The following is a 25,656-nucleotide window of genomic DNA, read 5'->3' on the forward strand; positions in this document are numbered from 1 at the left end:
GGTTTCATTACCCCTTATTGCGCGTTGTACAAGATGACCGCAGCGGTCGCCAGCAGATTAAGCAAGGTCAGTGGCAGGCAAACTTTCCAGCCAAATGACATCACCTGGTCGTAGCGGGGACGCGGCAAAGCAGCACGGATCAAAATGAACATCACCATGAAGAAAGCGGTTTTCAGCGCAAACCAGATAAACGGCGGCAGGAACGGCCCCTGCCAGCCACCGAAGAACAAGGTGACGATCAGCGCAGAGACAGTCACGATACCGATGTATTCCCCGACAAAGAACAGACCGAATTTCATACCGGAATATTCAATGTGGTAACCGTCGGCCAGTTCCTGCTCGGCTTCCGGCTGGTCAAACGGGTGGCGGTGACACACAGCCACACCGGCAATCGCAAAGGTCACGAAGCCAAAGAACTGCGGGATGATGTTCCACACATGTGCCTGAGAATTGACGATGTCTTGCAGATTGAAAGAACCCGCCTGCGCCACGACGCCCATCAGCGATAAGCCGAGGAACACTTCGTAGCTCAGCGTCTGAGCGGATGCACGCATCGCCCCCAGCAGCGAGTATTTGTTGTTACTGGACCAGCCAGCAAACAACACCGCATAGACGGTCAGACCGGCCATCATCAGGAAGAACAAAATACCGATGTTCAGGTCTGCGGCGAACCAGGTCGGGCTGACCGGAACAATCGCAAAGGAGATCAACAGGGATGTAAACGCAATCATCGGTGCCAGCGTAAAGATGGCTTTGTCGGTGAATTTAGGTACCCAGTCTTCCTTGAAGAACATTTTGATCATGTCAGCGACCAGTTGCAGGGAACCGCCCCAGCCGACACGGTTTGGTCCGTATCGGTTCTGGAACAGGCCCAGCAAACGGCGCTCGCCGAAGCTCATGAAGGCCCCGCAGGTCACAACAACCAGCAGGATCACCACCGCCTTCAGAATGGCGATCAACGAATCGATGACTACAGGTGTAAACCAGCTCATTGTGCTGCCTCCCGCAGATTTTCAACCGTTGCGCCAACCAGCACCGGAGGAATGCCCGGCAAGCCCAGCGGCAGGCCAACCTGGCCCTGACTCAATGTTTCACTCAGACGAACGGGCAATCTGAGGGTCTGACCGGCACAGGTGAATTCCACCTGAGAACCTGCATTCACCCCTAACTGCGCAGCATCTGCAGGGTTAACCATCACATACGCTTGTGGCATACGTTGCTGGATAACTTTCGAGCGCTGTGTCATTTCTTCACTGCCGAACAGGTGATAATAAGGCGCTACACGCCAGTTATCGCTCTGCGCAGTAAAGGCCGCCGGGATCGTGGTGAAGTAATCGAGTGTTCCCTCACCGGCTTCAATCAGACGCACACCCGGATCACCGTGGCGCAGACTGCCGCCCACTTCACTCTGGAATTTGTTCCAGGCTTGCGGTGAGTTCCAGCCCGGCGCCCAGGCGAATGGCACCTGGTTGCGGTTGGCTGTCGGGCTGTTGTTCCCTTCCATCGAGAAGGCAAACATGGTGTCTTTATCTTGTGGCTGACGCGGTTCATGAACGCTGATGTTCGCGCGCATAGCGGTACGACCACTTGAACGTGCCGGAGAACGCGCCAGCTTCTGACCACGAATACGGAAGCTGGCGTTTGGCGCTGCTTCTACCATGCCTTTCAGCTGTGGCAGAGCTTCAACACAGGCTTCAATCACGTGATCAAGCTGAGTCCAGTCAACATGACGGCTGTTGATAGTGGAATGCAGCGAGTGCATCCAGCGCCAGCTTTCGAGCATGGCAACCGTTGTGTCGTAGTAAGCCGGGTCATAAACCTGGAAGAAGCGCTGTGCGCGACCTTCCTGATTTACCAGCGTACCGTCGCTTTCGGCAAAACTCGCCGCAGGCAGGATCAGGCTGGCTTTATCCATGATGCGGGTACGCTGATGGTCAACGACCAGCAGGTTCTGCACATTAGCTAATGCTGCATCGACTTTCGCCTCAGGCGCCTGACGGTAAAGGTCATTTTCCATCACAATCGCGCTGTCTGCTTCGCCACGGGTCAGCAACTCAAGTGCTTCATCGAGTGTGCCACCACCAATCATCGAAAGACCGATGCTGTTAGCCGCAGAAGCCACGAACGTAATGCCGACATCACTGCCCGCAATTTTCAGCGCTTTGGCGATATTGGCCGCTGCTTCGATAATGGCGTCAGAGCCGGCGTTAGAACCGGTGATGATCAATGGCTTGCGGGCACCGGTCAGCGCCTGCACGATCACGTCGATTTTCTTGCTCAGGCCATCAGCCAGATCGGTGACCGCTGGCGCAGAATTATCCAGTGCATGAGCGATAGCAAAGCCGAAACGCGCCTGCTCATCGACCGGTGCACGGTAATTGTAGGCCGCGATATCGTCGAGTTTGGTGTTGTCTACGTTGGTCATAAACAGCGGGTGTTTGGCGTGCTGACCGATGTTCTGAACAGCGGCGATTTGCCAGTCGGCAACGCGCTGAGCCGCAGCCATCGCGCGGGCTTTACCTTTAACAGCCTGACGCACAGACAGTGCGATACGCGCACCGGTCTGGGTTAAATCTTCGCCCAGCACCAGAACCGCATCATATTCTTCGATTTCACGCAGCGCTGGCGTGTGAACGCCGCTGTTGCGCAGAATGTTCAGCATCAGTTGCAGACGCCCCTGCTCTGCCGCGTTAATTCCGGTATAAAAGTTTTCAGCACCGACCAGTTCACGCAACGCAAAGTTGCTTTCCAGGCTGGCACGCGGAGAACCGATACCGATGGTTTTCTTCGCCTGACGGATAATATCTGCCGCGCCCTGCATCGCCTGTTCGGCGTTAAGTTCGATCCAGTCGTTACCACGCAGCTGCAAAGGTTTCTTCGGACGATCTTTCAGGTTCACGTAGCCATAACCGAAACGACCACGGTCACACAGGAAGTAGTGGTTTACGGTACCGTTATAACGGTTTTCGATACGACGCAGTTCGCCGTAACGCTCACCCGGGCTGGTATTGCAGCCAACAGAACATTGCTGACAGATGCTTGGTGCAAACTGCATGTCCCATTTACGGTTATAGCGTTCGGAGTGCGTTTTATCGGTGAATACGCCGGTCGGACACACTTCTACCAGGTTACCGGAGAACTCGCTTTCCAGCGGGCCATCTTCCGGGCGGCCGAAATAGACGTTGTCGTGTGCGCCATAAACGCCCAGATCAGTGCCGTCCGCGTAATCCTTGTAGTAACGGACACAGCGATAACAGGCGATACAGCGGTTCATTTCATGCGAGATGAACGGACCGAGATCCTGGTTGTTATGGGTACGCTTGGTGAAGCGGTAACGGCGCATACTGTGGCCGGTCATCACTGTCATATCCTGCAGGTGACAGTTACCACCTTCCTCACACACCGGACAATCGTGCGGGTGGTTGGTCATCAGCCATTCCACGACGCTTTCACGGAATTCTTTCGCTTCAGAGTCGTCGATGGAAATGAAGGTGCCATCAGACGCTGGTGTCATACATGACATCACCAGACGACCGCGCGTGTCTTCCGCATTTTGGTATTGCTTAACCGCACATTGGCGGCAAGCGCCGACGCTTCCCAGCGCCGGATGCCAGCAAAAATAAGGAATATCGAGGCCGAGAGAGAGGCAAGCCTGTAACAGGTTGTCCGCTCCGTCTACGTCGTATTCTTTGCCGTCTACATGAATCGTAGCCATAGTCAGCATGCTTCCACGTGGCCCGCCTGAGCGGGCGTTAATCAAAAATTCTTGCCGGGTTGGCGTATATCATTCGACAGCGCGTCCCTTGTTCCGGAAATTCGCGCACAGCGGGCTCACGTCCGCTGCCTGTTGCCTTCACTACCAGCGCTCTTTCAGCAGATTGTTTGGCTGAATGCCCGCAATCGCATGTGCGTTGTTGTAATGCTGTTTGGCGATACCCGCCTCAAATTCTTCCCGGAAATATTTAATCGCACTCTGCAATGGCTCCACGGCACCCGGCGCGTGTGCGCAGAAGGTTTTGCCCGGGCCAAGCTGGCGGCAAAGTTGCAGGAGAGTTTCGATATCCCCCGGCTGACCTTCACCCCGTTCCAGCGCACGAAGAATTTTCACACTCCACGGCAGGCCATCGCGGCACGGTGTACACCAGCCACAAGATTCGCGGGCGAAGAACTCTTCCAGGTTGCGTACCAGCGGAACCATGCCGATTTCGTGATCCACTGCCATCGCCAGCGCAGTCCCCAGACGGCTGCCGGCTTTACCAATGCTGGCAAAGTCCATCGGCAGGTCCAGATGATCGGCGGTCAGGAAGTCAGTCCCTGCCCCGCCCGGCTGCCAGGCTTTGAATTTCAGACCATCGCGCATGCCACCGGCATAGTCTTCAAGAATTTCACGTGCGGTAGTCCCAAACGGCAGCTCCCAGACGCCCGGATTTTTAACCCGGCCGGAGAAACCCATCAGTTTGGTGCCGGCATCTTCACTTTTGCCCGCAGACATACCTTTGTACCAGTCCACGCCGTGCTCAAGGATCGCTGGCACGTTGCACAGGGTTTCGACGTTATTAACGCAGGTCGGTTTACCCCATGCTCCGGCAGATGCCGGGAACGGTGGCTTGGAACGCGGGTTAGCACGACGGCCTTCCAGCGAGTTAATCAGCGCAGTTTCTTCACCGCAGATGTAACGCCCTGCGCCGGTGTGAACAATCAGTTCAAAATCAAAACCGGTGCCGAGGATGTTTTTACCCAGCAGGCCCGCTTCGGTAGCTTCGGCAATCGCACGACGTAAGTTAACAGCCGCTTCAATGTATTCGCCGCGCAGGAAGATATAACCACGGTAAGATTTCAGCGCGAATGCCGAGATCAACATGCCTTCCACCAGCAGGTGCGGCATTTGCTCCATCAGCATGCGGTCTTTATACGTACCCGGCTCCATCTCATCGGCGTTACACAGCAGATAGCGGATGTTCATGCTTTCGTCTTTCGGCATCAGACTCCACTTCAGACCGGTGGAGAAACCTGCGCCGCCGCGCCCTTTCAGGCCCGCGTCTTTAACCAGATTGACGATTTCTTCCTGAGCCATGCCTTTGAGGGCTTTTTCTGCACCGACGTAACCGTTTTTGCTGCGGTATTCGTCGAACCAGACAGGCTGTTTATCCTCACGCATACGCCAGGTCAGCGGATGCATCTCCGGTGTGCGTTCGATATGTCTTGGAATGTAGGTCATGCGTAGCGCTCCAGTAGCGAGCCGATCGCTTCCGGCGTCAGGTGGCTGTGCGTGTCCTCGTCAATCATCATTGACGGGCCTTTGTCACAGTTACCGAGGCAGCAGGTCGGCAGCAGGGTAAAGCGTCCGTCTTCGGTCGTTTCGCCCGGCTTGATGTGCAACTGTTGTTCCAGAGCAGCCTGGATCCCCTGATAACCGGTGATGTGGCACACCACGCTGTCACAGTAACGGATCACATGACGCCCTACCGGCTGACGGAAGATCTGGCTGTAGAATGTCGCCACACCTTCGACGTCGCTGGCAGGAATGCCCAGAACATCGGAGATCGCGTAGATAGCGCCATCTGGCACCCAGCCACGCGCCTTTTGCACGATCTTCAGCGCTTCGATAGAGGCCGCGCGGGCATCTTCGTAGTGATGTTTTTCGTGCTCAATCGCTTCACGTTCAGCGTCGCTCAGCACAAACACCGGCGGCGCGACGGGCTCGCTGACGTTGATGTACTGAACTTCTGAGTCTTTATTGATATCTGTCATCGTTAGCGGTCCACATCTGACATTACAAAATCGATACTGCCCAGATACACGATCAGGTCGGATACCAGGCTGCCACGGATTACGGACGGGATCTGCTGCAAATGCGGGAAGCTTGGCGTACGGACACGGGTGCGGTAGCTCATGGTGCTGCCGTCACTGGTCAGGTAGTAGCTGTTGATCCCTTTGGTTGCTTCAACCATCTGGAAAGATTCTTGCGCAGGCATGACCGGCCCCCACGACACTTGCAGGAAGTGGGTGATCAGGGTTTCGATGTGTTGCAGCGTGCGCTCTTTCGGTGGCGGCGTGGTCAGCGGGTGATCCGCCTTGAACGGGCCTTCCGGCATGTTTTTGTAGCACTGTTCCAGAATGCGCAGGCTCTGACGCAGTTCTTCTACTTTGAGCATGACGCGGGAATAGCAGTCACTGACGCCATCACCTGTCGGAACTTCAAAGTCAAAGTTTTCATAGCCAGAATAGGGACGCCATTTACGCACGTCGAACGGGATACCCGTTGCGCGCAGGCCAGCACCGGTGGTGCCCCAGGCCAGAGCGTCATCTGCATTATACGCAGCCACGCCTTTGGAACGGCCAATCAGAATGGTGTTTTTTAGCGCCGCTTTGACGTAGGAATCCAGACGCGCTGGCATCCAGTCAAGGAACTCACGCAGCAGGCGATCCCAGCCTTTCGGCAGGTCATGTGCAACGCCACCAATTCGGAACCAGGCCGGGTGCATACGGAAACCGGTGATCGCTTCCACCAGATCGTAGATTTTCTGACGATCGGTAAAGGCAAAGAACACCGGCGTCATCGCGCCCACGTCCTGAATAAACGTAGAGATGTACAGCAGATGGCTGTTGATACGGAACAGTTCAGACAGCATCACGCGGATGGTGTTAACGCGATCCGGCGTTACGATACCGGCCAGTTTTTCAACTGCCAGCACGTAAGGCATTTCGTTAACACAACCGCCAAGATATTCGATACGGTCGGTATACGGGATGTAGCTGTGCCAGGACTGACGTTCGCCCATTTTTTCAGCACCACGGTGGTGGTAACCGACGTCCGGAACGCAGTCGACAATTTCTTCGCCATCAAGCTGCAATACGATACGGAACGCACCGTGCGCGGACGGATGGTTTGGCCCGAGGTTGAGGAACATGAAGTCCTCGTTGTCGGTACCGCGCTTCATGCCCCAGTCCTCCGGCTTGAAGGTCAGCGATTCCATCTCGAGTTCTTCTTTTTGCTTAGTCAGCTCATAAGGGTCGAACTCAGTGGCGCGCGCCGGATAATCTTTACGCAGCGGGTGACCTTCCCAGGTCTGCGGCATCATGATGCGCGTCAGATGCGGGTGGCCATCAAAGGTAATACCGAACATTTCCCAGGTTTCGCGCTCGTACCAGTTGGCGTTCGGGAACACCTTGGTAACGGTCGGAACATGGAGATCGTTTTCTGACAACGCCACCTTGATCATGATGTCGCGGTTACGCTCGACCGAGATCAGGTGGTAGAAAACGGAAAAATCCGCAGCCGGTAAACCGTCGCGGTGAGTACGTAAACGCTCATCAAAGCCATGCAAATCGAAAAGCATGACATAAGGTTTTGGCTGTTTTCGTAAAAAGGTAATCGCTTCCAGTACCTGTTCGCGTTTGAACCACACCACGGGAATTCCGGTGCGGGTCGCCTGAACAGTAAAGGCCTCTGGCCCAAAACGGTTACGCAATTCGCCAATAACCGGATCATCGAGATGATCACGGGTATGCCATGCTGGCAGGGCGGAATCTTGCGTCGTCAAATCTGTCATATTTTTTTCACCACACTAAATGGTCATTTATGCCATAAGGGGGACACCTCACCCCTCAGGGTTGACTCTCAGACCGCAGTGTTAAATCTCGTCCGGCGAACGCAGATTTGTCACGGCAATACGCTCAGCACGTTTACGCTCTTTTTCAGACTGCATATTCGCGCGGTAAACACCCTGATCGCCGACAACCCATGACAATGGGCGACGTTCTTTACCGATAGACTCCTGCAGCAGCAGTAATGCCTGCATATACGCTTCCGGACGCGGCGGGCAACCCGGGATATACACGTCGACAGGCAGGAATTTATCCACGCCCTGCACAACAGAGTAAATATCGTACATGCCGCCGGAATTCGCACAGGCGCCCATCGAAATCACCCATTTTGGTTCCAGCATCTGGTCGTACAGGCGCTGAATAACCGGGGCCATTTTGGTGAAGCAGGTACCTGCAACCACCATGAAGTCAGCCTGACGGGGTGATGCACGCAGAACTTCTGCCCCAAAACGCGCAACGTCATGCACCGCAGTGAATGACGTCACCATTTCGACGTAGCAGCAGGAAAGGCCGAAGTTGTAGGGCCAGAGGGAGTTTTTGCGTCCCCAGTTCACCATGCCGTGCAATGATTCCTGGAGATTCCCCATGAAAACGCTGCGCTTAACCTGCTCCTGAAGAGGATCGCCGACGACCTCCTGGTTTTGCAGGGGGTAACGGTCGTTCTCACCGTCCGGGTCTATGCGGGTGAGCGTATAGTCCATCTTAATGCCTCGCTATGACTGCTTACTGAGGGTGATTGTTGGTATTAATTGCCGGGCTCGGTTTAACAGGTCCTTTCGAACGTGTTGGGGTCCAGTCGAGTGCGCCAATTCGCACCAGATAGAACAAACCGGCCAGCAGTACCAAAATGAAAATGGTGGCTTCAACGAATCCCGTCCAGCCGCTTTCGCGGATTGACGTTGACCATGCATAGAGATACAGGGCTTCAACGTCGAAAATGACGAAAAACATTGCAACCAGATAGAACTTTGCGGAAAGGCGCAGACGGGCAGTGCCCACCGAGGCGATACCTGATTCAAAAGGCGTGTTTTTGTAGCGTGCTCTGGCTCTCCCGCCAAGGAACGCGGCGCCCAGTAACATCAGGCAGCACAGCCCAACGGCAACGATAAGAAAAACGGCGAACGCCCAATGTTGAGCGATGACTTCAGTGGCTGTTGACATACTCATTGCTTACTCATCAAAAGTGGCACTTTGGCATCTGCTCTTAGGGCCGGCAGTTTGCGTACCACATCGATTCAAGGGAAGGATTAATAACCACACAGTTCACGGCTCAACAAGGCATTAAGCCAGTGATTTGTTGTGGGCTTTTTACCCTTTTCTATAACCTTTTGTCAACTTTGACAAAAGTATCTCCACATTAGTTTACATGCTTAGCATTTAATTAACATATCATGCGACGGAACTTAAGCTAAATCGTGTCAGTTAAATACCGTGATAAAGCATGGGCCTGGGATGGGAGTTATTACATCTTTCGGGCTTTCCTATTGTCGCAGGAATAGTCGGCTCTTCCACTCTCTTAATAGGGGTATTTTTTTGATCCATGTCAGAGTTCTGTCAATTTTGAGACAGAAATGGCCACACATTTAACAAGTTTTATTGATTTTCAAAAAATGACAAGCGAATTACGGAGAAATTTGATGCATTCTTTTAACCTAAAAAAGTTCAGGATTTTGCGTCGTTTAGTGAAGTGATAGTCAACGGGAATGACAGTCGTAGCGGGAAAGAAACGGGGTTAATGCAGAAAAAGTCAGGTTTGAGTGGAGTTATTAAATTAAACCGCTAAAAATACAACTTTTGCACCTCTAAAGAGGTAGAAACCTTTACCCCCGCCCCGCTGATCGGAGGCGGAAGGTAAAGCCGGGTTTATTTTTAACTTTGAGAGTCTGCCAGGAACTCATGATCGTCATCCACAACCGGACGCGGACCATAGGCACTGAGAGAATAAGGATCATTCCCTTGCTCAACAGCGTTGAAAATCGCCATCGCCAGTTCATTTTCGCAACGGGCATTTTTGTACAGCACGTACTGAGTGTCCGGCAAGCGTGGCAGACCATCCTGCTCACCCAAAACACGCAGTTCCGGGCTCATCATTTCAATCGGCCGCGCAGTCACGCCCAAACCGGCACGAACCGCAGCACGAATGGCAGACAATGTTGATGCCACATACGCAATGCGCCACGGGATCCCCGCCTGGTTGAGATGCTCTATCGCCATCATGCGATACGGGCTGGGTTCATCCAGCACCACCAGCGGCACACTGTCTCCTGACGGATAGGCAAAATCAGCCGAGCAATACCATAATGTTGGCGAAGTCCGCAGGACGATATGCGGATGATCGGTGTTGGTCATCGTCGTGATGGCCAAATCGACTTCCTCACTTTCCAGCATCGACAACATAAACGGGCTGCGTTTCACGCGAACATCAATAGACAACTTTGGATATACCGAAGTCACGCGGCTGAGCAGGAAAGGTAAGATGGTGTCAGCCGTATCGTCTGACGCACCAATCGTTATCCCGCCCTGGACGTTGCTGTACATCAAAGAGGTGCACGCTTCGTCGTTAAAACGAAGAATTTTCCGTGCGTACCCCAATAACTGAATACCATGTTCAGTTAATAATTTATTGCGTCCATGTCTGGCAAACAGTTCTTTTCCAACGAGTTGTTCTAGACGTTGCATCTGTTGGCTGACCGCCGACTGAGTACGACACACGGCAGCAGCTGCCGCAGCGAACGTATTTAAATCGGCAACAGCGACAAATGTCCTCAACAGGTCAAGGTCGAGATTGAGGATTGGACGATTTGCTATTGTCATAGTTTTTCTTCACTTTATAGAATCTAATAACAAGCTACCCTGATGGTGCGTCAAAGTACCCGCAAAAAGCAGAATACCAGATATGGCAGATACTCACTCATTTGATAAGTGAAATTGAGAAATATTTGTGCACGAAAGTTTTCCACTTTGTGAGCATCGAACCTTTTAAAGCACGCACAGTAATTCCGCACAAAGCAGGAATGATTAGAGCGTCTTAATTAATATAGTCCGTCCCGTGAAACCCTTCCACATACCTACATACCGGCCTGCTGCTGACAAAACCCTGACAATCGTTAAATCATCTGGAGAAAAAACATAAGTTAAATTAACGAATAAAAGTAAGATATGGAAATATAACCTATTAAATTCATCGGCTCAAACGAATAACCATTTAATGCCACTGGTCATTAGTTAAATGATCATTAAGACTTTTCTTGTTTTATCAAATTTTGTTTATAGCGATTTTTATTATATATATGCCAGTAAAGCATTCACTTATTCAAAAAAGAATAGGTTTCAGATATTGCCCCGACATGATCATTCATCCAGCATTTACTATTAATCATTAGATAAATAAAACTAATTCTCATCAGACATTTTTCCTTGTTAATCATCCGCACCCGATTTTTTTTCAGAATTTGTCGAGCTTTGGTAAGTTTTCATGATGTTCTGCCCAAAAAGAACACAGCCGCTAAGCCGGAACGAAGATCGTAGTGCAGCAAAAACAGTGGAATTACCGGTTATAGAATCAGCTATTGCAAAATAAAAAATTACACAAACACCAATTATAAGAATTAAAAACCATCCACCGTCATGCAAGCCATGGGAAAGAACCACCTCCGGTCGCATTACTGCTGTTTTTCACCAAAACGGTGCACAGCCCTTCTCACACCCGCTTCGGGGGAGTAAATTGACCCCTTCGCACTGTTCTACGGTCGCCTGGCGCCAGGGAAGAACAGGCTTTACTGCAAAAGGCTCCTATTTACATGTCCCCGATTGAAAAATCCCACAAACTGGACAACGTCTGCTATGACATTCGCGGCCCGGTGCTCAAAGAAGCTAAACGTCTTGAAGAAGAAGGCAACAAAGTCCTCAAACTGAACATCGGCAACCCTGCCCCGTTCGGTTTCGACGCGCCTGATGAAATCCTGATCGACGTAATCCGCAATTTGCCGACTTCACAGGGCTACTGTGATTCAAAAGGCCTGTTTTCTGCACGTAAAGCGATCATGCAGCACTATCAGGCGCGCGATATGCGCGACATCACGGTTGAAGACATTTACATCGGTAACGGTGTTTCTGAGCTGATCGTTCAGTCAATGCAGGCATTGCTGAACACGGGCGATGAAATGCTGGTGCCTGCGCCCGATTATCCGTTGTGGACCGCCGCAGTTTCCCTGTCTGGCGGTAACGCGGTGCATTACCTGTGTGATGAGGGCGCTGACTGGTTCCCGGATATCGCCGATATTCGTGACAAAATCACGCCGCGTACCCGTGGCATTGTGATCATCAACCCGAACAACCCGACCGGCGCGGTGTACAGCAAGGAATTGCTGATGCAGATCGTCGAGATTGCGCGTGAACACAATCTGATCATTTTTGCCGATGAAATCTACGACAAGATCCTGTACGACGACGCTCAGCACATTTCCATTGCGTCGCTGGCGCCGGATCTTCTGACCGTAACCTTCAATGGTCTGTCAAAAACTTACCGCGTTGCCGGTTTCCGTCAGGGCTGGATGGTACTGAACGGCCCGAAAAAGCACGCCAAAGGCTATATAGAAGGTCTGGAAATGCTGGCCTCGATGCGTTTGTGTGCCAACGTTCCGATGCAGCACGCCATTCAGACGGCGCTGGGCGGTTACCAGAGTATCAGCGAATTCATTCAGCCGGGCGGGCGCCTGGTCGAACAGCGTGACCGCGCGTGGGAACTGATTAATCAGATCCCGGGTGTGTCCTGCGTGAAGCCGAAAGGCGCGCTGTATATGTTCCCGCGAATTGATGCCAAGCGTTTCAATATTCAGGATGACCAGAAAATGGTGCTCGATTTGCTGTTACAGCAAAAAGTCCTGCTGGTTCAGGGTTCCGCCTTTAACTGGCCTTATCCGGACCACGTTCGAATCGTGACGCTTCCGCGCGTAGACGAACTGGAAATGGCAGTGAACAAGTTCGGTCGTTTCCTCGAAACTTACCGTCAGTAATGATCAGGGCGCAGACATCTGCGCCCTTTTTTCTTTCTGCGCATTTCCGCATTTGCATAACGGTTTCGCACTGCTCACAATGGACTCTCATTCACCGTTGTTATTGAGAGTGCTATGAGTCAGAGCCATTTTTTCGCCCACCTTTCCCGTCTTAAACTGATCAGCCGCTGGCCGCTGATGCGCAACGTCCGCACCGAGAATGTGTCCGAACACAGCCTCCAGGTCGCCTTTGTGGCTCATGCTTTAGCCGTGATTAAAAACCGCAAATTTAACGGCAATCTGAGCGCCGAACGCGTTGCCCTTCTGGCGATGTATCATGACGCCAGTGAAGTACTGACCGGCGATATGCCCACACCAATTAAGTATTACAATCCGCAAATTGCTCATGAATACAAAAAGATCGAGAAAATTGCTCAGCAAAAACTGATCGAAATGCTGCCGAAAGAACTGCAGGAGGATTTCCGTCCGCTGATTGACGAGCATTACTATACGGAAGATGAAAAACTGACAGTAAAACAGGCCGATGCCTTGTGCGCATACCTGAAATGCCTGGAAGAATTGTCTGCGGGGAATAACGAGTTTACGCTGGCAAAAGCGCGTCTGGAGAAGACGCTGGCCGACAGAAAAAGCCCGGAAATGGACTACTTCATGGAAGTCTTTATCCCGAGCTTCAGTCTGTCACTGGATGAAATCAGCCTCGATTCTCCGCTCTGATCGCCTCCCGCGCGTCAGAACGGGAAAAGTACCGGCACCAGAAAAATGCTGACGACCATCACCAGCAGCGTAAAAGGCACGCCGATACGGATGAAATCGCCGAACTTGTAGTTACCGGGCACCATCACCAGCGTATTCACCGGTGATGAAACCGGCGTCATAAACGCCGCTGAGGCCGCAATCGCGATAATCATGGTAAACGGGTAAGGCGAAACACCCATCTGATGCGCCGCCGCAATGGCGATCGGCGCCATCAGAACGGCCGTTGCAGTATTGGAAATAAATAACCCGATACCGGCGCAGAGCACAAACAAACTCAGCAGCATCATGTACGGACCGTATCCCCCGCTCACTTCCATCAGGCCTTTCACAATCAGCGCCACCCCGCCGGTTTTTTGCAGCGCCAGCGCGAAAGGCATCATCCCGACGATCAGCAGCAGACTCGGCCAGTGAATGGCTTTATATGCGCCTTCCATCGTGATGCAGCGGAACTTGCCCATCAGCATGCAGGCAATAATGGCCGCGATGGCATTCGGCACGTCGTCGGTAAGCATTAACGCGACCATCAGCGCCAGGCAAAACAGCGCATGGGGTGCCTGGCTGAGTGCAGGCGCGACTTCATCCACTTCTGCGGGCAGATTCAGCACAATGAAATCATGCATTTGCTGTTGTAGCTGGCGGATGAGTTTCCAGTCGCCAATCACCAGCAACATATCGCCCAGTTGTAAAACCTCATCAACAAGTTTGCCGTCGAGCGCTTCGCCCTGCCGGCGAATACCGACCACGTTCAGACCGTAAGTTGAGCGGAAAGCCACGTCGCGCAGCGTTTTACCCAGCAACTCGGAGTCGGGGATCAGAGACACTTCAGCCATTCCGACATCCCGTGACTGCTCGGAAAAATACTCACCGCGTAAAACCATCGGCTCAAGCATTTCATCGGTACAAAACTGGCGGACAGAAACGTCAGGATCAGCCATATCCAGCAGCAGCACATCGCGGGCACACAGCTCGGTGCTCCCGGTTGCACTGACCATCACACGACGAAATTTGCGCCAGCGTTCAATCCCCACCACGTTTGCGCCATAGCGGGAACGCAGATGCACGTCGTCCAGCGTACGGCCGACCAGCGGAGATCCGGGACGTACCGTCATCCGCCGCGCACGACCGGTCAGATGGTAATCGCGGATAAGATCACGAAAAGTACGACGCTTCCAGCGCTGTTTATCCTGTAAGGCGTCATCGGAAGACAGCCAGCGGCGGGCAAGCAGCATATATCCTACGCCCATTACCAGCACGACCAGCCCCACCGGTGTCACGCCGAAGAAACCAAAACCATCAAATCCTTCACGCAGTAACTCGCTGTTAACCACCATATTGGGCGGGGTCGCGACCAGTGTCATCATGCCGCTGATAAGCCCCGCAAAACTCAGTGGCATCATCAGGCGGGCGGGAGAGGTTTTCATGCGGGCAGAGACACTGATAACAACGGGAATGAAAATCGCGACTACGCCGGTCGAACTCATGAACGCGCCCAGCCCGGCGACGGTCAGCATCAGTAAAACCAGCATACGGGTTTCGCTGTTACCCGCGACTTTCATCAGCCAGTCGCCCACCTGATAAGCCACGCCGGTCCTGACCAGCCCGTGCCCGACAACAAAAAGCGCCGCAATCAGAATCACGTTCGGGTCGCTGAATCCGGCCAGCGCTTCATTGATGGTCAGCGTTCCGCTCAGCACGAAAGCAATGATGACGAGTAACGCCACGATATCCATCCGCAGCGTATTGCGCGCGAACAGCACCATGGCGATCACCAGCAGTATCACTACCCAGATTAATTCACCGGTCAAAACAAACTCCTTTTGCGTTGAGATGGCAGAAATAAGCTCAATGAGGTTATTTGAAGAATAACGGGGTTCAGGATGGCATAAAAAAACCCCGTGGCTGCGGGGTTTATATCAATTAAAAGGCGTTAATTGTACTTTTTATGCGCTTATCGCAGACTGACGGTCACGCCGTTATCGGAAGGATTAAGCAGTAAATCTTTCAGCGAGGAAAGGTCGAAATCTACGTCTTCGATTCCCGGAGTGTCAGACGGCGCGTTAACCGCAATCACTTTACAACCGGCAGCAAGACCGGCCATTACGCCCGCCGCGGCATCTTCCACCACGACACAATCTTCCGGCGCCAGGCCCAGATGTTCTGCACCCAGCAGATAAGCATCTGGCTTAGGCTTACCGTGTTTAACCTGTTCTGCCGTGATGAACACTTCCGGCTCAGGCAAATTCGCGGCTTTATGACGCGCACTGGCCACCGGCATGGAACCCGAGGTCACAATCGCCCACGGAATATTCATACGGCTGAGTTCACTCAGAATAAGATGAGCGCCCGGCAGCGCCGTAACCCCTTCAGTATCAGTGGCTTCGATCTTTTCCAGTTTATCGAACTCTTCCTGAATCTTTTCTTCGCTTGCGCCTGCCATGAAATGACGTAAAGAAGTGATTGCCTGTTTGCCATGAATAAAGGCCAGAACCTCCTGCGGGTTGGCCCCCCAGCTGAGTGCCCAGTTAATCCATGAGCGTTCTACGGCGGGCAGTGAATCCACTAACGTTCCATCAAGGTCGAACAAGAAACCTTTGCACTCCACAGGCAATTCCTCTTTAGTTATCTCAATTTAGGCATTTATGATTTGCGCTATCTCGACGGCGCTCAAATGATACTGACGAGGACAAGATTGCCAGACGGCCAGCATGCGCTGGTATTTATCCCACATTTTGGTCTGTGCGTTAAAGCCGTGCGTCCCCGCATCAAAATCAGTGTAACGTCCTTCGGTGTTCACCATAAAGCGGACATAGCTTAAATAGCGGGATTCTGTTGCAGCATCAAAACCGAGGAAATCAATACGGCGGCGATCCAAATCCTGGGTGTCTTTCAGATTGGTCCATGAAACCTGCATCGCATGATGCATCTCCATAATGTTAATTACGGTGCGGCAGGTTTCTTCCGGCAATTCGCCAAAGTCCCTGTCCAGCTCGCGCATTTGCAAACCAAAACCACGTTCGATCACCGTTTGTAACCGGCGATAACGCTCCGCGTTATCAGGGTCCAGCATGGTCATCATTTTATATTGATTCGACAAAATCAGGCGTTGAGCGTTCGTCATTTCCATCGTGAAAATCCTCATGTCTGCATAATGAGCAAAGCATGGCATAGCGCAAAGTTCTGCGAAATCGCAAGCACACCATTCTTTGATTTGGGTCTGGATCTCATCTGAAATAATCACCGGAGGAGACGTTCCTCCGGTCAAAATGCGGCGTAAAACGATGTTAATGACGGGACGGGCAGAATTACAGATCGTCTAAAAAGGTTTTATCAAGCTGCTTGAAAGCCCGCTTCAGGACATCGGCCAGCGACTGATATGTCGGCGTGCCTTCAATCGGGGCTAATGCCTGCCCGGCTTCGACGAGTTTATTGCGCACATCGTGGAACCAGCTCATCAGCGTCGGCGGCAACGGCGTCAGGGAACGACGGCCAAGCCACCACAACCCTTGCATCGGCAGGCTGCAGGCAAAAATAGCGGTCGCCACGGCCGGGCCCAGTTGTCCGCCCATGGCAATTTGCCAGCTCAGCGTGAAAACGGCCACGGCGGGCATAACGCGTACGGCAAATCGGGTGGCACTGGAAATCCGGTTCTCAGGGAATACCGGAGCCAGACGCTTATCTGACGGCCATGTCTTCATGTAGTGCTGCCCGCGCTGGAAAATCTGGAACCAGCCTACGGAGCCTGTTGGCTTACTCGTCATAGATGCACCTCAACTTCACGCATAAAATTTAAAAAATATTTGTAAAACACAAACTGGAGTTTACCACGATAAAATATATTTTGTTTTTGCTGGCACCTGTCGGTATTCTATCGCAGCCTTGCATACCTCTCAGCCGACAAGGTTAATATAAAGTTGGGGCGGAAACGCGAAATTGCAATGTTTTCTCCCTACATTAAGCATAGTGCCTTGCGTCGGGTGGTTTTGTAATTAGTTATTGTATTTTTTGTTAGTGTTTTTACTTATTAGCAACATTCTGAAGAGGCATAACAGAAACGTTTTCGTCTGCAGGACGGACGTTTCTCCGTTATCCGGGAGATTAAAAAATCTGCTCCCAACGATTCTTCAGCTTTTTCATCGTCATGCCTGTTATGGCTCTCTGGCATGATGTTAATCATAATTGTCGCCGCCATTATGCGCTACGCTTGATGTCAGACTGACGATTTATTAACCATGTGTATTGTTTTTTTTAAACAGCACCAACAATAAATAGGTACTTCCATGTCGAGTAAGCTTGTACTGGTTCTTAACTGTGGTAGTTCTTCCCTTAAGTTTGCCATCATTGATGCTGCAAACGGTGAAGAACACATTTCAGGTTTAGCCGAATGTTTCCATCTGCCAGAAGCACGCATTAAATGGAAAATGGACGGTGGCAAAGAAGAAGCCGCTTTAGGTGCGGGTGCCGCACACAGCGAAGCGCTGAAATTCATCGTTAACAATATTCTGAGCAAAAAACCTGAACTGTCTGCTGAGCTGGTAGCAATCGGCCACCGCATCGTTCATGGCGGCGAGAAGCTGACTAAATCCATGCTGATCAACGACGCTGTAATCGAGGGTATCAAAGAATCTATCCCGTTTGCACCGCTGCATAACCCGGCCCACCTGATCGGTATTGATGAAGCACTGAAATCTTTCCCTAAACTGGCTGACAAAAACGTTGCTGTCTTCGACACCGCGTTCCATCAGACCATGCCTGAAGAATCTTACCTCTACGCGCTGCCGTACAGCCTGTATAAAGATCACCACATCCGTCGTTACGGCGCACACGGCACCAGCCACTTCTATGTGACTCAGGAAGCCGCGAAAATGCTGAACAAACCAGTGGAAGAAGTGAACCTGATCACTTGCCACCTGGGTAACGGCGGTTCTGTCAGCGCAATCCGTAACGGTAAATGCGTTGATACTTCTATGGGTCTGACCCCGCTGGAAGGTCTGGTCATGGGTACCCGCAGCGGTGACATCGACCCGGCAATCATCTTCCACCTGCATGATTCTCTGGGCATGAGCGTTGATCAAATCAACAAAATGCTGACCAAAGAATCCGGCCTGCTGGGCCTGACTGAAGTCACCAGCGACTGCCGTTATGTTGAAGACAACTACGCCACCAAAGCTGATGCTAAACGTGCAATGGACGTGTTCTGCCACCGTCTGGCGAAATACATCGGTGCATATACTTCACTGATGGAAGGCCGTCTGGACGCTGTCGTGTTCACTGGTGGTATCGGCGAAAACGCGGCAATGGTCCGCGAACTGTCTCTGGACAAACTGGCTCTGCTGGGCTTTGAAGTTGACCACGAGCGTAACCTGGCTGCACGTTTTGGCAAATCCGGTGCTATCAACAAAGAGGGCACCCGTACCGCGCTGGTTATTCCAACCAATGAAGAGCTGGTCATTGCACAAGACGCCGCGCGCCTGACCGCATAAAACGACCCTAAACTGCCAGCGAAAGCTGGCAGTCATTTTTCTATTATCATCAAAGGCAAACGCCGCCCGTTTGGACGCACCGCGCAGGATAATCGTCGCGCTTATGCTGATCATTATCCCCTCTGCACAAACCTGCGAATGTTCTTGCCTGGCAACCGTTAAAGAGGTTTAGCCGTGTCCCGTACAATTATGTTGATCCCCACAGGCACCAGCGTAGGTCTGACCAGCGTCAGCCTGGGTGTGATCCGTGCCATGGAACAAAAAGGCGTCAGCCTGAGCATCTTCAAGCCTATCGCGCAACCGCGCACCGGCGGCGATGCTCCGGACCAGACCACCACCATCATTCGTGCTAACTCCACCGTGACCGCAGCGGAACCGCTGAAAATGAGCCACGTTGAAACCTTGCTGAGTTCAAACCAGCAAGACGTGCTGATGGAAGAAATCATCGCGCGTTACCACGAAAACACCAAAGACGCTGAAGTCGTTCTGGTTGAAGGCCTGGTTCCTACGCGTAAGCACCAGTTCGCGAACGCCCTGAACTATGAAATCGCCAAAACCCTGAACGCAGAAATCGTCTTCGTTCTGGCGCTGGGTAACGATTCTCCGGCACAGCTGAAAGAGCGCATCGAACTGGCGCGCAGCAGCTTCGGCGGCAGCAAAAACAAAAACATCACCGGCGTTATCATCAACAAACTGAACGCACCGGTTGACGATCAGGGTCGTACACGTCCTGACCTGTCTGAAATCTTCGATGATTCCACCAAAGCCAGCGTTGCCAACGTTGACCCGACTCAGCTGTTTGCCAACAGCCCGCTGCCGGTTCTGGGTTGCATTCCGTGGAGCTTCGAGCTGATTGCCACCCGCGCAATCGACATGGCGAAACACCTGAATGCCCGCATCATCAACGAAGGTGATGTCAAAACCCGCCGCGTGAAGTCCGTGACGTTCTGCGCACGCAGCATTCCTCATATGCTGGAACATTTCCGTCCGGGTTCCCTGCTGGTGACGTCCGCAGACCGTCCTGACGTGCTGGTTTCCGCGTGTCTGGCCGCAATGAACGGCGTTGAGATCGGCGCAATCCTGCTGACCGGCGGTTATGAAATTGATGACCGTATCAACCAGTTGTGCGAACGTGCCTTCCAGACTGGCCTGCCGGTCTTCATGGTAGACACCAACACCTGGCAGACTTCCCTGAGCCTCCAAAGCTTCAATCTGGAAGTGCCTGCGGACGACCATCAGCGCGTTGAGAAACTGCAACAATACGTGGCTTCTCACATCAACGCTGACTGGATTAACTCCCTGAGCGCACACTCCGAGCGTTCACGTCGTCTGTCTCCTCCGGCCTTCCGTTATCAGCTGACCGAACTGGCCCGCAAAGCCGGCAAACGTATCGTGCTGCCAGAAGGCGACGAGCCGCGTACCGTGAAAGCCGCAGCGCTGTGTGCTGAACGTGGTATCGCGGAATGCGTTTTGTTGGGTAACCCTGACGAAATCAAACGCGTTGCAGCCGCTCAGGGCGTAACGCTGGGTAAAGGCATCGAAATCGTTGATCCGGTTGCTGTGCGTGAAGAATACGTTGCCCGTCTGGTTGAGCTGCGTAAAAGCAAAGGGATGACCGAAGTGGTTGCCCGCGAACAGCTGGAAGACAACGTGGTTCTGGGCACACTGATGCTCGAACAGGGTAACGTTGACGGCCTGGTTTCCGGTGCTGTTCACACTACCGCAAACACCATCCGTCCTCCGTTGCAGCTGATCAAAACCGCACCGGGCAGCTCATTGGTTTCTTCCGTATTCTTCATGCTGTTGCCTGACCAGGTTCTGGTTTATGGCGACTGCGCGATCAACCCGGACCCAACGGCTGAACAGCTGTCAGAAATCGCAATCCAGTCTGCGGATTCCGCGGCTGCATTCGGTATCGAACCGCGCGTTGCGATGATCTCCTACTCTACCGGCAACTCCGGTGCAGGTAGCGACGTTGAGAAAGTGCGTGAAGCGACCCGTCTGGCGCAGGAAAAACGTCCTGACCTGATCATCGATGGCCCGCTGCAATACGACGCCGCTATCATGGCTGACGTAGCGAAATCCAAAGCACCAAACTCACCGGTTGCAGGTAAAGCTACCGTGTTCATCTTCCCTGATCTGAACACCGGTAACACCACGTATAAAGCGGTACAGCGTTCTGCGGATCTGGTCTCTATCGGGCCGATGTTGCAGGGCATGCGCAAACCGGTTAACGACCTGTCCCGTGGCGCACTGGTTGACGATATCGTCTACACCGTAGCCCTGACTGCGATTCAGTCTGCTCAGGCAGAAGCGGCGGTTCCGGCTAAATAAGCTGAACCCTCTGAACGCAAAACGCCGGTCTTGATGACCGGCGTTTTTTTTGGCGCAAAGGAAATTACAGCAACGCTTTTGCGGCTTCCAGAATATGCTCTGCCGTCAGGCCATACTCCTGCTGTAAAAACTCCTGTGTTCCCACCTGACCGTAACGCTCTTTCACACCGACACGGCGCATCGGTACAGGGTGATTCTCTACCAGCACTTCAGCTACCGCCGATCCCAGACCGTTATGAATACTGTGGTTCTCACAGGTCACGATTTTGCCCGTTTTCGCGGCGTACTTAATGATGATGTCTTTATCGATAGGTTTGAGTGTAAACATGTCGATCACGGCGGCGCTGACGCCTTCACGCTCCAGCATTTCTGCCGCCTTCAGCGCTTCCGCCACCATAATACCGTTGGCAATCAGCGTCACATCGCTGCCGTCGCGCAGCAGATTCGCCTTGCCGATGGTGAACGTCGAACCTTCCTTATAAACCTGCGTGGCCTGTTTGCGGATAGTCCGCACCCAGTAAAACCCTTTCAGATCCATCAGCTGCAACAGGATATTGCGGAACATCACCGCGTCGGTCACTTCCATCACCACCGAGCTTGCCAGCCCGCGCACAATGCCCATATCTTCAAAAGACATGTGAGTCCCGCCATTGTGGCAGGCGCTGACGCCCGCATCCGAGGCGATGATTTTGACGTTATTCTTCTGGTAATCCAGCGACATAAAAAGCTGGTCGAAACAGCGGCGGCTGGCAAAAGCGGTAAACGTATGCACAAACGGCACGCGTCCGGTCAGCGATAAACCGGCCGCCACGCCAATCACGTTGGCTTCCATGATGCCGCAGTTAATCACGTGATCCGGGTGGTCTTTATGCACGCCGTCCATTGCCATTGAGCTCATCAGATCCGCTTCCAGCGCGATAATCGGCGTGTTCTCGACAATCTTCTCGCGAACGGTATTGGCATAGACTTTACGCATCTCAACCGCATCTTTCTGCAATTCCAGCGTGACTTCAAACATGGGCGGCCTCCAGCTCAGCAATAGCGTTTTCAATTTCCAGTTTTACATCCGGCGTTAAGCGCAGGTGATGGGAGTTCGCCAGTTGTTCGAGATACTTCACGCCCTGCCCTTTTATGCTGTCGAGGATCACCACCAGCGGACGCTGCTCTGCATGACGAACCGGCGTAACGGCTTCACTGATAGCCACCACGTCATCGCCTTTAATGGTCTGAACATCAAACCCGAACGCACTGAATTTTCCTGCCAGATCAAACGGCTTAATCACTTCGTCCAGCGTGCCGTCGAGTTGCTGTTTGTTGTAATCGATGAACAGCGTCAGGTTGTGCAGATTGTGGTGAGCGATGAACTGGAAGGCTTCCCAGCACTGGCCTTCGTTGAGTTCGCCATCGCCAAGGATGCAGAAAACGCGGTTGGAACGGCCGGCCAGTTTATGGGAAAGCGCCATGCCCGCCGCGATGGAAACGCCCTGCCCAAGTGATCCGGTTGTGGCATCCACACCCGTGGTGCGCAGACGATCCGGATGGCTCGGCAAACGGGTGCCGTTTTGGTTCAGCGTTTGCAACTCACTGACCGGGAAATAACCTTTCAGCGCCAGTGTGGCGTAAAGCGCCGGGCCCGCGTGGCCTTTGGAAAGCACGAAATAATCGCGCTCCTGCCAGTCCGGTTTATTCGGGTCGATACGCATCACATCACCGTACAAAACAGCCAGCGTTTCCACCACTGACATACTGCCGCCGTAGTGCCCGAACCCCAGACCGGTCAGCATTTTCAGCGTCTCGATGCGGATATGGCGGGCCAGTTCACGAACCTCCTGGACATCTTTCATCTTGATGGGTCCTTATTTTAGTGAGCACTTATCCTGGCCTGTTATTGCTAACAGGCAGGACAGTGTTTCCCGGATGGATTTAAGAAACGTATTGATGCAGGGAATTACTTCTCAGTGACTTCTTTATCAGCCACTGGTTTTTTGCCGAGATAGTTCCAGGCAACCAGTACCGCGAAGATGCCGACAATCAGCGCCATGATGCCTTCCTTCGACATGAAACGGGCCAGATTACCCAGCAGGATGCCGATGACGCCGAAGTCCGCATCTGAGAATGTCGCGTTGGCAAAGCCCAGCGCGCCAAGCACTGGCAACAGCAGAACCGGCAGGAAGGTAATCAGCACGCCGTTGGCAAAAGCACCGACCATCGCGCCGCGGCGACCACCGGTTGCGTTACCAAACACGCCCGCCGTTGCTCCGGTGAAGAAGTGCGGTACAACACCCGGCAGGATCAGCACCAGATGCATCTGGCCTAGCAGGAACAGTCCGACCAGCCCCCCAAGGAAACTGAACAAGAAACCAATCAGCACAGCATTTGGCGCGTACGGATACACAACCGGACAATCCAGCGCCGGGCGGGCATTCGGAACCAGTTTTTCGGAGAAGCCGACGAACGCCGGAACGATTTCAGCCAGAATCAGACGCACACCTTGCAAGATGATGAACACACCGGCCGCAAAGGTAATCGCCATGATGATGGAGTACACCAGATAGTTCTGGCCAGCGCTGTAGGTTTGCTCGACGAAAATCTGCCCGGCAAACACCGCCATAATCAGGTAAATGATGATCATGGTCAGCGAGATGGAGATTGAGCTGTCACGCAGGAAACTGAGGTTTTTAGGCAAGTTCATTTCTTCGGTTGAGCGTGAGCCCTTGCCGACTTTGCTGCCGATCCAGCCCGATAAAACATAACCGATGGTGCCGAAATGGCCGAATGCCACATCGTCGCTGCCGGTGATTTTACGCATATAACGTTGCGCGAGTGCCGGGAAGAACGCCATGATCAGGCCCAGCGTCAGGGAACCGGTGAAAACCAGTGCAACCCCTTCAAAACCGGCAACGGTCAGGATAACGCTGATCATACAGGCCATATAAAACGTGTGATGTCCGGTCAGAAACACATATTTTAGACGGGTAAAGCGCGCCACAACCAGGTTTGCCACCATACCGAACGCCATAATTAATGCCGTCGGTGCACCAAACTTCTCAAGTGCGATGGAAACAATGGCTTCGTTGTTTGGAATAATACCCTGGATATTAAAAGCATGTTCAAACATGCCGCCGAGTGGATTTAATGCGCCCACTAATACGGTGGCACCGCCAGCCAATACTAAAAAGCCCAGTATTGTTTTAACGGTTCCCTTGACGACATCTGAAAAGTTTTTCTTTTGCGCAACCAGGCCAATTAATGCAATAAGCCCGACCAGTACAGAAGGCACTTTTAATATATCAACCACAAACTTGAGCGTTTCCTGGATAAACATATCCACCTCGTTTGTCTATTCGTTTTATTTGTAGGGTTATTCAGTGCCGGTCAGGACACTGGGTGTTTTTCAAAATGCGCAATCAGTTTGGTTTCAAGTTCATTGATATCAATAATATTCGTAATGACTACCAGCTGGTTTTCCGGAATACTGGCACTGGCGGCAATGTCCTTCGCCATAACAAAGAGATCCGCTTCACCCGGGATAGCTGATGACAAATCGGAGTGCTGAACATCGGCCTGAATGTTTAATTTCTTCAGGACTTTCTTGATATTCATTTCTACCATAAAGCTGCTGCCTAAACCGGAACCGCAAATCGCCATAATCTTCATAAATTCACCTGATTTTTATCTGTTTTGAAAGGCGTAGGGTACACGTATCCGCTACGCAGGATAATGCATATGAAAAACACTATTTTTCTGAGAGTGAAATCGTCGGCCTGTTAATAATTAAAACAACTCTTAACCTAAATTAATAACGGGCGATGACTTCCTGTATTTCATGTAAGGCTTTGGCATGGAATATTTTCTGCATATCTTCTTCACTGGAGAACAATTCCGCCAGTTCGGAAATAAGCTCAATATGGCTGTGCTTATCGGGTGCAGATAACATCACGACCGTATACACCGGGTCGTTATCTGCCGAATTAAACTTCACCCCGTGCGGCAATGTCAGTAAAGACAATCCTAATCCGTTAGCGCCCTCTTCCGGCCTGGCATGTGGCATCGCAATGCCGGGTGCCAGAACAAAATACGGTCCCAGTTTTTCACGCTGAGCAAAAATTGCCGTCAGATAGTCGGGCGTAATCGTCCCTTCTTTCAGCAACGGTTCAGCGCTCACTTCCACAGCCTGACGCCAGTCAGTGATATCTGTTCTGATCTGAATCCTCTCAGAAGTCAGCCAATCATTCAGCATAGTTATGGCTCCGGTTTATTTTTTTAAGATGGCGGGTCGAATTTCCCCCAGACACCACCAACGATCCAGACTCTACTTCAGCGGTAGCGTTAACATCTGTGATACAACTCACAAAGATAGCGCTACCAAACTTCTATCATTAAGATCTGTGATAGCGCTATCAAAAATAGTCCCATTGCGGAACCATCAGCCCGCTGGCCGCACAAATAACGGTATACTTTGT

General features: G+C 52.3%; 21 protein-coding genes. 4 read left to right on the plus strand and 17 right to left on the minus strand.

What is annotated here, in order from left to right; all coding sequences use genetic code 11:
• Nucleotides 1-14: 14 nt before the first annotated feature.
• From nuoH to lrhA, 8 genes are all read right to left on the minus strand, one after another.
• The gene (gene nuoH, locus GW579_RS07235; RefSeq protein WP_013574595.1) at nucleotides 15-992 is read right to left on the minus strand and encodes an NADH-quinone oxidoreductase subunit NuoH; all 978 of its coding nucleotides are present in this window, start codon (nucleotides 990-992) and stop codon (nucleotides 15-17) included.
• Nucleotides 989-3,715: an NADH-quinone oxidoreductase subunit NuoG gene (gene nuoG / locus GW579_RS07240; protein ID WP_165058294.1), complete on the minus strand. Its 2,727-nt coding sequence runs from the start codon at nucleotides 3,713-3,715 to the stop codon at nucleotides 989-991. Before nuoG ends, nuoH begins: the two co-directional genes overlap by 4 nt.
• Before the next feature lie 141 nt (nucleotides 3,716-3,856).
• Nucleotides 3,857-5,218, minus strand: a complete 1,362-nt coding sequence (gene nuoF / locus GW579_RS07245; protein ID WP_152324367.1) for an NADH-quinone oxidoreductase subunit NuoF — start codon at nucleotides 5,216-5,218, stop codon at nucleotides 3,857-3,859.
• On the minus strand, nucleotides 5,215-5,751 hold the full coding sequence (gene nuoE / locus GW579_RS07250; RefSeq protein ID WP_226790007.1) for an NADH-quinone oxidoreductase subunit NuoE: 537 nt from the start codon (nucleotides 5,749-5,751) through the stop codon (nucleotides 5,215-5,217). Before nuoE ends, nuoF begins: the two co-directional genes overlap by 4 nt.
• A 2-nt stretch (nucleotides 5,752-5,753) precedes the next feature.
• A complete protein-coding gene (nuoC, locus tag GW579_RS07255; protein ID WP_152324368.1) occupies nucleotides 5,754-7,553 on the minus strand; it encodes an NADH-quinone oxidoreductase subunit C/D in 1,800 nt (599 codons plus the stop codon).
• Between the two features lie 81 nt (nucleotides 7,554-7,634).
• Nucleotides 7,635-8,309 carry a NuoB/complex I 20 kDa subunit family protein gene (locus GW579_RS07260; protein WP_101076105.1) on the minus strand — a complete coding sequence of 225 codons (675 nt, stop codon included), beginning with the start codon at nucleotides 8,307-8,309 and terminating at the stop codon, nucleotides 7,635-7,637.
• Nucleotides 8,310-8,331: 22 nt separating this feature from the next.
• A complete protein-coding gene (locus GW579_RS07265; RefSeq protein ID WP_104921271.1) occupies nucleotides 8,332-8,775 on the minus strand; it encodes an NADH-quinone oxidoreductase subunit A in 444 nt (147 codons plus the stop codon).
• A 702-nt stretch (nucleotides 8,776-9,477) separates the two neighbouring features.
• Nucleotides 9,478-10,422 (minus strand): transcriptional regulator LrhA, encoded by a 945-nt coding sequence (lrhA, locus tag GW579_RS07270; RefSeq protein WP_152324369.1) that lies wholly within the window; start codon nucleotides 10,420-10,422, stop codon nucleotides 9,478-9,480.
• A 986-nt stretch (nucleotides 10,423-11,408) separates the two neighbouring features.
• On the opposite strand from lrhA, the gene GW579_RS07275 reads away from it, so the two are divergent.
• Entirely contained in the window at nucleotides 11,409-12,623 is a 1,215-nt protein-coding gene (locus GW579_RS07275) for a pyridoxal phosphate-dependent aminotransferase (protein ID WP_165058296.1), read from the plus strand.
• A gap of 114 nt (nucleotides 12,624-12,737) precedes the next feature.
• A complete protein-coding gene (gene yfbR / locus GW579_RS07280) occupies nucleotides 12,738-13,337 on the plus strand; it encodes a 5'-deoxynucleotidase (protein WP_152324371.1) in 600 nt (199 codons plus the stop codon).
• A gap of 14 nt (nucleotides 13,338-13,351) precedes the next feature.
• Here yfbR and GW579_RS07285 read toward each other — a convergent pair whose 3' ends face one another.
• The 4 genes from GW579_RS07285 to yfbV all read right to left on the minus strand — a co-directional run bounded on the left by GW579_RS07285 (nucleotide 13,352) and on the right by yfbV (nucleotide 17,137).
• The gene (locus tag GW579_RS07285) at nucleotides 13,352-15,184 is read right to left on the minus strand and encodes an SLC13 family permease (RefSeq protein WP_152324372.1); all 1,833 of its coding nucleotides are present in this window, start codon (nucleotides 15,182-15,184) and stop codon (nucleotides 13,352-13,354) included.
• A 143-nt stretch (nucleotides 15,185-15,327) separates the two neighbouring features.
• Complete coding sequence (locus GW579_RS07290; protein WP_165058298.1) at nucleotides 15,328-15,981, minus strand: sugar phosphatase; 654 nt, start codon at nucleotides 15,979-15,981, stop codon at nucleotides 15,328-15,330.
• A 27-nt stretch (nucleotides 15,982-16,008) separates the two neighbouring features.
• Nucleotides 16,009-16,503, minus strand: a complete 495-nt coding sequence (locus GW579_RS07295) for a YfbU family protein (protein ID WP_165058299.1) — start codon at nucleotides 16,501-16,503, stop codon at nucleotides 16,009-16,011.
• Between the two features lie 178 nt (nucleotides 16,504-16,681).
• Entirely contained in the window at nucleotides 16,682-17,137 is a 456-nt protein-coding gene (gene yfbV / locus GW579_RS07300; protein ID WP_165058301.1) for a terminus macrodomain insulation protein YfbV, read from the minus strand.
• 519 nt (nucleotides 17,138-17,656) lie between these two features.
• On the opposite strand from yfbV, the gene ackA reads away from it, so the two are divergent.
• Together ackA and pta are read left to right on the plus strand one after the other, a co-directional pair.
• Complete coding sequence (ackA, locus tag GW579_RS07305) at nucleotides 17,657-18,859, plus strand: acetate kinase (protein WP_152324375.1); 1,203 nt, start codon at nucleotides 17,657-17,659, stop codon at nucleotides 18,857-18,859.
• Between the two features lie 189 nt (nucleotides 18,860-19,048).
• Nucleotides 19,049-21,193 carry a phosphate acetyltransferase gene (gene pta, locus GW579_RS07310; protein WP_193333090.1) on the plus strand — a complete coding sequence of 715 codons (2,145 nt, stop codon included), beginning with the start codon at nucleotides 19,049-19,051 and terminating at the stop codon, nucleotides 21,191-21,193.
• Nucleotides 21,194-21,257: 64 nt separating this feature from the next.
• Here the strand turns inward: pta and GW579_RS07315 are convergent, their stop codons facing one another.
• The 5 genes from GW579_RS07315 to GW579_RS07335 form a co-directional block, all read right to left on the minus strand.
• On the minus strand, nucleotides 21,258-22,211 hold the full coding sequence (locus GW579_RS07315) for a transketolase family protein (protein ID WP_165058303.1): 954 nt from the start codon (nucleotides 22,209-22,211) through the stop codon (nucleotides 21,258-21,260).
• Nucleotides 22,204-23,037: a transketolase gene (locus GW579_RS07320; protein WP_165058305.1), complete on the minus strand. Its 834-nt coding sequence runs from the start codon at nucleotides 23,035-23,037 to the stop codon at nucleotides 22,204-22,206. Before GW579_RS07320 ends, GW579_RS07315 begins: the two co-directional genes overlap by 8 nt.
• A gap of 104 nt (nucleotides 23,038-23,141) precedes the next feature.
• Nucleotides 23,142-24,518: a PTS ascorbate transporter subunit IIC gene (locus GW579_RS07325; RefSeq protein WP_165058307.1), complete on the minus strand. Its 1,377-nt coding sequence runs from the start codon at nucleotides 24,516-24,518 to the stop codon at nucleotides 23,142-23,144.
• Between the two features lie 50 nt (nucleotides 24,519-24,568).
• Nucleotides 24,569-24,850 (minus strand): PTS sugar transporter subunit IIB, encoded by a 282-nt coding sequence (locus tag GW579_RS07330; RefSeq protein WP_013574575.1) that lies wholly within the window; start codon nucleotides 24,848-24,850, stop codon nucleotides 24,569-24,571.
• A gap of 139 nt (nucleotides 24,851-24,989) precedes the next feature.
• Nucleotides 24,990-25,433 (minus strand): PTS sugar transporter subunit IIA, encoded by a 444-nt coding sequence (locus GW579_RS07335; protein WP_152324380.1) that lies wholly within the window; start codon nucleotides 25,431-25,433, stop codon nucleotides 24,990-24,992.
• Between the last annotated feature and the right edge of the window lie 223 nt (nucleotides 25,434-25,656).

Source organism: Rahnella contaminans (genome assembly GCF_011065485.1).
GTDB lineage: Bacteria > Pseudomonadota > Gammaproteobacteria > Enterobacterales > Enterobacteriaceae > Rahnella > Rahnella contaminans.

Bases quoted from the DNA above. Each gene is read 5' to 3' on its own strand.
- GW579_RS07265 (WP_104921271.1), bottom strand. From the start codon at position 8,775: ATGAGTATGTCAACAGCCACTGAAGTCATCGCTCAACATTGGGCGTTC.
- GW579_RS07295 (WP_165058299.1), bottom strand. From the start codon at position 16,503: ATGGAAATGACGAACGCTCAACGCCTGATTTTGTCGAATCAATATAAA.
- nuoH (WP_013574595.1), bottom strand. From the start codon at position 992: ATGAGCTGGTTTACACCTGTAGTCATCGATTCGTTGATCGCCATTCTG.
- lrhA (WP_152324369.1), bottom strand. From the start codon at position 10,422: ATGACAATAGCAAATCGTCCAATCCTCAATCTCGACCTTGACCTGTTG.
- nuoF (WP_152324367.1), bottom strand. From the start codon at position 5,218: ATGACCTACATTCCAAGACATATCGAACGCACACCGGAGATGCATCCG.
- GW579_RS07325 (WP_165058307.1), bottom strand. From the start codon at position 24,518: ATGTTTATCCAGGAAACGCTCAAGTTTGTGGTTGATATATTAAAAGTG.
- pta (WP_193333090.1), top strand. From the start codon at position 19,049: ATGTTGATCCCCACAGGCACCAGCGTAGGTCTGACCAGCGTCAGCCTG.
- yfbV (WP_165058301.1), bottom strand. From the start codon at position 17,137: ATGACGAGTAAGCCAACAGGCTCCGTAGGCTGGTTCCAGATTTTCCAG.
- GW579_RS07315 (WP_165058303.1), bottom strand. From the start codon at position 22,211: ATGTTTGAAGTCACGCTGGAATTGCAGAAAGATGCGGTTGAGATGCGT.
- GW579_RS07335 (WP_152324380.1), bottom strand. From the start codon at position 25,433: ATGCTGAATGATTGGCTGACTTCTGAGAGGATTCAGATCAGAACAGAT.
- GW579_RS07330 (WP_013574575.1), bottom strand. From the start codon at position 24,850: ATGAAGATTATGGCGATTTGCGGTTCCGGTTTAGGCAGCAGCTTTATG.
- nuoE (WP_226790007.1), bottom strand. From the start codon at position 5,751: ATGACAGATATCAATAAAGACTCAGAAGTTCAGTACATCAACGTCAGC.
- yfbR (WP_152324371.1), top strand. From the start codon at position 12,738: ATGAGTCAGAGCCATTTTTTCGCCCACCTTTCCCGTCTTAAACTGATC.
- nuoG (WP_165058294.1), bottom strand. From the start codon at position 3,715: ATGGCTACGATTCATGTAGACGGCAAAGAATACGACGTAGACGGAGCG.
- GW579_RS07320 (WP_165058305.1), bottom strand. From the start codon at position 23,037: ATGAAAGATGTCCAGGAGGTTCGTGAACTGGCCCGCCATATCCGCATC.
- nuoC (WP_152324368.1), bottom strand. From the start codon at position 7,553: ATGACAGATTTGACGACGCAAGATTCCGCCCTGCCAGCATGGCATACC.
- ackA (WP_152324375.1), top strand. From the start codon at position 17,657: ATGTCGAGTAAGCTTGTACTGGTTCTTAACTGTGGTAGTTCTTCCCTT.
- GW579_RS07275 (WP_165058296.1), top strand. From the start codon at position 11,409: ATGTCCCCGATTGAAAAATCCCACAAACTGGACAACGTCTGCTATGAC.
- GW579_RS07260 (WP_101076105.1), bottom strand. From the start codon at position 8,309: ATGGACTATACGCTCACCCGCATAGACCCGGACGGTGAGAACGACCGT.